Origin of the sequence: Streptomyces fildesensis, from assembly GCF_016107395.1 — a bacterium.
Classification (GTDB): domain Bacteria; phylum Actinomycetota; class Actinomycetes; order Streptomycetales; family Streptomycetaceae; genus Actinacidiphila; species Actinacidiphila fildesensis.
In genome coordinates this window covers 107343-115253 of the sequence record NZ_JAAIKO010000024.1, presented here as the reverse complement: position 1 = coordinate 115253, position 7911 = coordinate 107343, and the positions used below count along the sequence as shown (strand labels likewise).

Here is a 7911-nt window from a genome sequence, read left to right as displayed (position 1 = left end):
TCCCGGTGTGATCGGTGGTTCGGGCCCGGGTGGTCCGCCGCCCCCGCCCGGTGTCATCGGTGGTGGCCGTGGCGCTCCGCCCGCCCAGGGCTCCTCCGGCGGTGTGAACTACGCGGCGACGATGCTCGCGGGTCCCGGTGTCGGTGGTCCGGGTGCTCCCGGTGGTCCTGGTGGTCCGCCGCCTCCTCCCGGTGTGATCGGTGGTTCGGGCCCGGGTGGTCCGCCGCCCCCGCCCGGTGTCCCCGGCGGTGGCCGCGGCGCTCCGCCGACCCCGCCGGGCCCCGGCGGCCCCGGTGCCGGTGCCCCGTACGCAGCGACGATGCTGGCCGGCCCGAACCCCGGTGGCCCTGGTGGTCCAGGCGGTCCCGGCATGCCGCCACCACCGCCGTCCGGAGCCGCGGCCCCGCCGCCCCCCGGCGGTTACGGATACCCGCAGCCGCCGGCCGGTGTGCCGACGGTCGGCCCCGGCTACATGGCCGTCCTGAGCTACCGCGCGCACGACGGTTCGCAGCAGCAGCTGATCCGCCGCTCGGCGCCGGGCACTCCGCACCCCGAGTGGCAGATCCTGCACGAGCTGCGCGCGCTCAACGTGCCGCCGCAGCAGGTGCTGGAGCTGCACACGGAGCTGGAGGCGTGCGATCTGCCGGGCGGCTACTGCGCCCGGATGATCCGCGAGACCTGGCCCCAGGTGCGGATCAGCCACACGGCCCCGTACGGCCGCGAGCACGCCTCGCGCCAGCAGGGTGTCCAGCATCTGCTGACGCACCAGGGCGAGTTGCACCAGGTCGCGTCGGCGCCGGCGCGGCCGCAGCCGCAGCGGGTGCCGATGCCGGACCCGAACCAGGTCCAGCGGGTACCGCCGATCCCGCTCGAGGGGATCGGCCACGAGCTGGCGCAGGCGTTCGGGCCGCAGGGCCTGTTCCGGTTCGACCAGCGTGCGGTCTCCCGCCAGGGGGTGCCGGACATCGTCGCGCAGACCCTGATGTGGGCCGGGCTGCCGGTGGACTTCGGGCCGTTCTTCTGGGCGCAGGCCCAGCCGGGCCGCCCGGTGCCGACGCTCGCCGAACTGGCGCAGGAGCGCGGGGTGCAGCCGGCCTCGGACGCGGGCTCGTACCTGGTCATGGGCAATGACTTCGGGCGCCAGCTGTGTGTGCAGTACGGCACCGCGCACATCGTCGCGGTGCCGCTCGAAGCGGGCCCCGGCGGGCAGCCGGTGCCGCCGCAGTTCGTGAACTCCAGCCTGCCGGAGTTCGCCCGCTGCCTCGCCCTGCTCGGGCGGATGTGGCGGCTGCGGATCGGGCTCACGCCCGACCAGGCCGGCCGCTGGACGGTCGACTTCCAGGCGCAGCTCGCGGCGCAGGACCCGGCCGCGATCGCCTCGCCGGACAACTGGTGGGCCGTACTGATCGAGCAGATGTGGGACGGCCTGCTCTGACGCTCCCCGCTGTGTCCTGATCCCCGGGCGGCCCGGGTCCGGATTATCCGGACCCGGGCCGCCGCGCTATGTACGGGCGATGGGTTGGGTAGGGGTAGGTCGGAGTGTCGCGGTATACACAATTCAGACATATCGGCAAAAATGGATTACAGAGTACGGTTCGGAAGGACGGCGAGGGGCAGCGCATGAGCAGCACGGCAACACCTCACGGCTTCGACACCGTTCGCGGGCGCGGCTACCGGGTGGAACAGGTCGAACGCTTCCTCGAGGAACTGTCCGAGGACCGCGACGCGGCCTGGGAGCGGGCCGCCCGGCTCACTGTTCTCGCGAACGAGATGGACACCGAGGCCAAGGCGCTGCGGGAATCCGTCGACGCGCTCGGCCCGGCGAGTTACGAGACGCTGAGCGCGAGCGCGCAGGAACTGCTGCGCCTCGTGCAGGAAGAGGCCGCGGCGGTCAGGGAGCGCGCCGAGAACGAGATCCAGTACTCCCACGACGCCGCGGAGACCGCCCGCCGCGCCCTCCAGGACGAGGCCAGGGCCGCCGCCGCCGAGCGGCGCGCGGTCGCGGAGGACCAGGCAGGACGGGTGCTCGACGTGGCACGCGGCCGCGCCGGCGAGATCCTCACGGAAGCGCAGACCGAGGCCGGCCTGGTACGCGGCGAGGCCGAGCAGGCCCTGGAGGCCACCCGGCAGGACACCACGCGCACCCTCACCGATCTCGACAAGGAACAGCGCGAGCGGCTGGACGCCTTCGAGCACGAGATGGCCGAGCGCGAGGCCGGCGTCGACAGCCGGATCGGCGAGCTGACCGGCTACGCGGAGCGCCGCTTCGAGGACGCCAGGACGGCGCGCGCCGAGGCCGAGGAGTTCGCGCGGCACGGGCAGGAGGACGCCGAAGCCCGGGCGGCCGCCCTGCTCGCGGAGGCCCGCATGCGGGAGGAGCGCATCCGGCGCGAGAGCGAGCGGGAACTGCGCGAGCACGAGGAGCGCCGCGAGGAGATCCGCGCCCACCTCGCCCACGTCCGCAGCAGCCTCGCGGCCCTCACCGGCCGCCCGCTGCCCGACGACGATCCCTCGGTCCCGGAACCTGGCCCGGCCCCGGAGTAGCGGAACGGGCGGCCGTCGGTCCCCGTCCGTCGGTCCCCGTCCGTCAGTCCCCGTCCGTCAGGACGGGGAAGCGGCGCGGGGCGACGAACAGCAGCACCAGCACGGCCGCCCCGGCCGCCGCCGCGGCGCCCACGTAGACGTGGTCGACCGCGGCCGCCACCGCCCGGCGCACCGGCTCGGCCGCCCCGCCCGGCGGCGTCAGCGAAGCCGGCGCCGCGCCCAGCCGGGCCACCAGCGTGTGGTTGGCGACGGCGCCGAAGACCGCCGCGCCCACGCTCTGCCCGACCTGGCGGCAGAAGAGCACCGACGAGGTCGTCGTCGCCCGCTCCGCCCACCCGACAGTGGACTGCACACCGACGATCAGCGGCAGTTGGAAGAGCCCCAGCGCGCCGCCGAGCAGCAGCATCAGCAACGCGGGCTGCCAGGCCGGCCCGCCGTAGGGCAGCAGCGGGAACGCGGCGAGGATCGCGGTGGCGCAGCTCATGCCGATGACGGCGCTGTTGCGGAAGCCGATCCGCAGATAGACGCGGCTGCTCAGGGCCGCCGACAGCGGCCAGCTCAGCGTCATGACGGACAGCACGAACCCGGCGGCGACCGGCCCGAGCCCCAGGACCGTCTGGGCGTAGGTCGGCAGGAAGACCGTCGGCGCGATCATGAGCAGCCCGAGCGCGCCGAGCGCCAGGTTCACGGAGACGATGACCCGCCGCCGCCACACCCAGCCCGGGATGATCGGCTCGGCGGCGCGCCGTTCGATCACCACCGTGCCGGCGGTGCAGACGGCGCTGGCGGCGAACAGGGTGAGGGACTGCCAGGACAGCCAGGACCACGCGATGCCGCCCTGGACGAGGGCGAGGAGCAGCAGCCCGCCGGCGAGGAAGAGTGCGACCGCGCCGGGCCAGTCGATGCGGTGGCGGGTGCGGGTGATGTTCTCGTGCAGGTGGCGGAGGATGAGGACGAGGGCGGCCGCGCCGACCGGCAGGTTGATCAGGAAGATCCAGCGCCAGTCGCCGTATCCGGCGAGGAAGCCGCCGGCCAGCGGTCCCGCGATGGCGGAGACCGCCCACACGGTGGAGAGCGCCGCCTGTATGCGGCCGCGTTCCTTCAGCCCGTACAGATCGGCGGCCACGGTCTGCACAGTGCCCTGGATCGCGCCGCCGCCCAGCCCCTGGACGATCCGGAAGGCGATCAGGCTCGCCATGTTCCAGGCGCCCGCGCACAGCAGCGAGCCGAGCAGGAAGAGCGCGATGCCGGCCAGCAGCACCGGTTTGCGGCCGAAGGTGTCGGCGAGCTTGCCGTACACCGGCAGCGTCACCGTCACGGCCAGCAGATAGCCGGAGAAGAGCCAGGAGAACACCGAGAGGCCGCCGAGGTCGCCGACGATCTGCGGGACGGCCGTCGAGATGATCGTGGAGTCCATCGCGGCGAGCGCCATGGCGAGCATCAGCGCGGCCACGATCCGGCCGCGCCGGGGTGGGCGCGCGGGCTCCGCCGCGGCCGATGACCGGGCCGTACGTTCCACAGGACCGCTCACGGCGGCTCCCTCCCCTGGCGTGCACAGCAGTGTGTGTACACCGCACCATTCCATGCGGGACCGGGGTCGCGACAGCCGGTATCGGCGGCATCGTCGCAGGTGGAACAAGGTTCTTGCACCTCACGTGGCGTGAGGGCAGATCATCGACCCCGAGGTCGCGGACGGTTGGATGTCGGCGACCCTTAGGGGAAAGTACTCACTTCCGCCTACTCGATGTTCGTACTGGCGGAGGACGTTCGGGAGGCCTGGTGCTCCTTAGGGTCATCAGTGGGACGTGGTGGGGCTAACCCCACCAGCAAGACGGAGACCTGCCCCATCGCCGCGACCCCAGGCTTACCAGCACTCTGATAACGCGCGACAGGGTCCACCAGGTTCCGCAGGAGCCCGACGAAACACACGAGATTTCAGGAGATAGCAGTGACAACGGCTGTAACGATTCCCAAGTCCGGGGGCAGCGGAGAGCGTTCGGCTGTTGCCGCCCGTGCACGTCAGGTCACCAAGTCGTACGGCACCACCGAGGACACGCGCGTGGTCGCGCTGGACGCGGTGGACGTGGACATCGCCCGTAGCGGTTTCACCGCCATCATGGGCCCGTCCGGTTCCGGCAAGTCGACCCTGATGCACTGCCTGGCGGGCCTGGACTCGGTCACCAGCGGACAGATCTGGGTCGGTGACACGGAGATCACCAAGCTGAAGGACAAGAAGCTCACCCAGCTCCGCCGGGACCAGATCGGCTTCATCTTCCAGGCGTTCAACCTGCTCCCGACGCTCAACGCGCTGGAGAACATCACGCTGCCGATGGACATCGCGGGCCGCAAGCCCGACCGCGAGTGGCTGGACCGCGTCATCGAGACCGTCGGCCTGGCCGGGCGTCTCAAGCACCGCCCGAACCAGCTCTCCGGTGGCCAGCAGCAGCGTGTCGCGGTCGCCCGCGCCCTCGCCGCCCGCCCCGAGATCATCTTCGGTGACGAGCCGACCGGAAACCTGGACTCGCGCGCCGGCGCCGAGGTGTTGGGCTTCCTGCGCCGCTCGGTCGACGAGCTCGGCCAGACCATCGTCATCGTGACCCACGACCCGGTCGCCGCCTCCTACGCGGACCGCGTCATCTACCTGGCCGACGGCCGCATCGTCGACGACATGGCGAACCCGACGGCCGACTCCGTTCTCGAGCGCATGAAGTCCTTCGACGCCCGTGGGAGGGTGTCGTGACCGTCTTCAAGACATCGATGCGCAACTTTGTCGCGCACAAGGGCCGGATGGTGCTCAGCGCCGTCGCCGTGCTCCTTTCGGTGGCGTTCGTCTGCGGCACCCTCGTCTTCACCGACACCATGACCGCGACCTTCGACAAGCTCTTCGCCTCCACGGCGTCGGACGTCTCGGTCAGCGCCAAGAAGGTCGACGACGCCCAGGAGACCGGCAAGCCGGAGACCGTTCCGGCCTCGCTGCTGGCGAAGCTGCAGCAGACCGCCGGGGTGCAGCAGGTCGAGACGCAGGTGGTCAGCGACAAGATCACCGTCGTCAACAGCAAGAACGAGAACGTCGGCTCCAAGACCGGTGCGCCCACCATCGCCATCAACTGGGACGAGCGCGACAGCAAGAAGTCGGTGGAGCTCACCTCCGGCCACGCGCCGCGCGGTCCGACCGAATCGCTGATCGACGCCGACACCGCCGCCAAGAAGGACCTGAAGATCGGCGACTCGCTCCGGGTCATCGCCACCCCCGGTGACTTCAGCACCCGGATCGTCGGCATCGCGACCTTCAAGACCACCAACCCCGGTGCCGCGCTCATCTACCTCGACACCCCGACCGCGCAGAGCAAGCTGCTCGGCACCACGGACGCGTACACGAACTTCGGCCTGACCGCCAAGAGCGGCGTCAGCGACGCGCAGCTGAAGAAGGACGTCACGGCCGCGGTCGGCACCGACTACAAGATCCAGACGGCCGCCGAGGCCAACGCCGAGGCCAAGGACGACATCGGTTCGTTCCTGAACCCGATGAAGTACGTCATGCTCGGCTTCGCCTTCATCTCGGTGATCGTCGGCATCTTCCTCATCATCAACACCTTCTCGATGCTGGTCGCCCAGCGGACCCGCGAGATCGGCCTGATGCGGGCCATCGGCTCCAGCCGCAAGCAGATCAACCGGTCCGTGCTCTTCGAGGCGCTGATGCTCGGCGTCCTCGGCTCGGTGCTCGGCATCGGCGGCGGCATCGGACTCGCCATCCTGCTGATGAAGCTCATGGGCAAGCTCGGCATGCACCTGGACACCTCCGAGCTGACCATCAAGGCCACCACCCCGGTGATCGGCCTCGCGATCGGTGTCATCGTCACGGTGGTGGCCGCCATGCTGCCCGCCCGGCGGGCAGGCAAGATCTCGCCGATGGCCGCCATGCGGGACGCCGGAACTCCGGCGGACGGCAAGGCCGGCAAGGTCCGCGCCACCATCGGTGTGCTGGTGGCCCTGGCCGGCGGCGCCGCCCTGGTCGCGGCGGGCAAGGCGGACAAGGCGTCCCAGGGCTCCTCGTTCCTCGGCTTCGGCGTGCTCCTCACGCTGATCGGCTTCGTGATCGTCGGCCCGCTGCTGGCCGGAGTGCTCGTCCGCGCCCTCAGCACCGTCTCGCTGCGGTTCTTCGGACCGGTCGGCCGCCTCGCGGAGCGCAACGCGCTGCGCAACCCGCGGCGTACCGGCGCCACCGCCTCGGCGCTGATGATCGGCCTCGCGCTGGTCGCCGGACTGTCCGTGGTCGGCACCTCGATGGTGGCCTCGGCCACCGACCAGCTCGACAAGTCGGTCGGCGCGGACTTCATCCTGCAGACCGACAACCAGCAGCCGCTGAGCCCCTCGCTGGCCAAGGCCATCCACTCGGCCGGTCACCTGGAGCACGTCACCGACTACACGGGCACCAACGCCAAGCTGACCACCCCGGACGGCAAGGTCTCCACCAAGCAGCTGACGGCCGCCAGCCCCACCTACGCGCGGGACCTGCGCGTCGAGGCAGTCCAGGGCAAGCTGTCCGACGCCTACGGCGACAACTCGATGTCGGTCAACGAAGGCTTCGCCACGGATCACGGCATCAAGATCGGCAGCGAGCTGACCGTCGCCTTCGTCGGCGGCGAGACCGCGAAGCTGAAGGTCGCCGCGATCACGTCGGACGACACCACGTTCGACAAGGGCGCGATGTACACGAACATCGCCACGGCGAAGCGGTTCCTGCCGGCCGACAAGTTCCCGCCCAACCAGATCATGTTCGCCAAGGCCGTCGACGGCCAGGCGAAGGAGGCGGCCGCGTCCCTCAAGGAAGCGGTCAAGGACTACCCGCAGCTCACCGTCCGGGACCAGACCGACTACAAGGACCTCATCAAGAGCCAGGTCAACCAGCTGCTCTACATGATCTACGGGCTGCTCGGCCTCGCGATCGTCGTCGCCATCCTCGGCGTCGTGAACACGCTGGCCCTGTCGGTCGTCGAGCGGACCCGTGAGATCGGCCTGATGCGGGCGATCGGAATGTCGCGACGCCAGCTGCGGCGGATGGTCCGGCTGGAGTCCGTGGTCATCGCCCTCTTCGGCGCCCTGGTCGGCCTCGGCCTGGGCATGGGCTGGGGCATCTCGGCGCAGCGGCTGATGGCCACCGTGGGCTTCGGAGTCCTGGAGATCCCGTGGGGGACGATCATCATCGTCTTCTTCGGATCGGCCCTCGTCGGCCTGGTGGCCGCGCTGGTCCCCGCCTTCCGGGCGGGCCGGATGAACGTGCTCAACGCCATCGCCTCCGACTAGGCAGTCTCCCCACTGCCTACCAGGCGGCCCCGGAACGCAACCCCCCGCGTTCCGGGGCCGCCG

5 protein-coding genes are annotated in these 7911 nt (G+C 71.0%); 4 read left to right on the top strand and 1 reads right to left on the bottom strand.

Annotated features, from left to right (window positions below):
* A partial coding sequence (locus tag C6N31_RS26835; RefSeq protein WP_198358433.1) for an SUKH-4 family immunity protein occupies window positions 1-1435 on the top strand: 1435 nt, incomplete at its 5' end.
* 185 nt (window positions 1436-1620) lie between these two features.
* Window positions 1621-2544, top strand: a complete 924-nt coding sequence (locus tag C6N31_RS26830; RefSeq protein ID WP_198358432.1) for a coiled-coil domain-containing protein — start codon at window positions 1621-1623, stop codon at window positions 2542-2544.
* 43 nt (window positions 2545-2587) lie between these two features.
* Here the strand turns inward: C6N31_RS26830 and C6N31_RS26825 are convergent, their stop codons facing one another.
* Window positions 2588-4129: an MFS transporter gene (locus C6N31_RS26825; protein WP_138356082.1), complete on the bottom strand. Its 1542-nt coding sequence runs from the start codon at window positions 4127-4129 to the stop codon at window positions 2588-2590.
* Between the two features lie 363 nt (window positions 4130-4492).
* Between C6N31_RS26825 and C6N31_RS26820 the strand changes: the two genes are divergently transcribed.
* Entirely contained in the window at window positions 4493-5284 is a 792-nt protein-coding gene (locus C6N31_RS26820) for an ABC transporter ATP-binding protein (protein ID WP_138356083.1), read from the top strand.
* Window positions 5281-7848 carry an ABC transporter permease gene (locus tag C6N31_RS26815; protein WP_138356084.1) on the top strand — a complete coding sequence of 856 codons (2568 nt, stop codon included), beginning with the start codon at window positions 5281-5283 and terminating at the stop codon, window positions 7846-7848. Before C6N31_RS26820 ends, C6N31_RS26815 begins: the two co-directional genes overlap by 4 nt.
* Window positions 7849-7911: the final 63 nt, after the last annotated feature.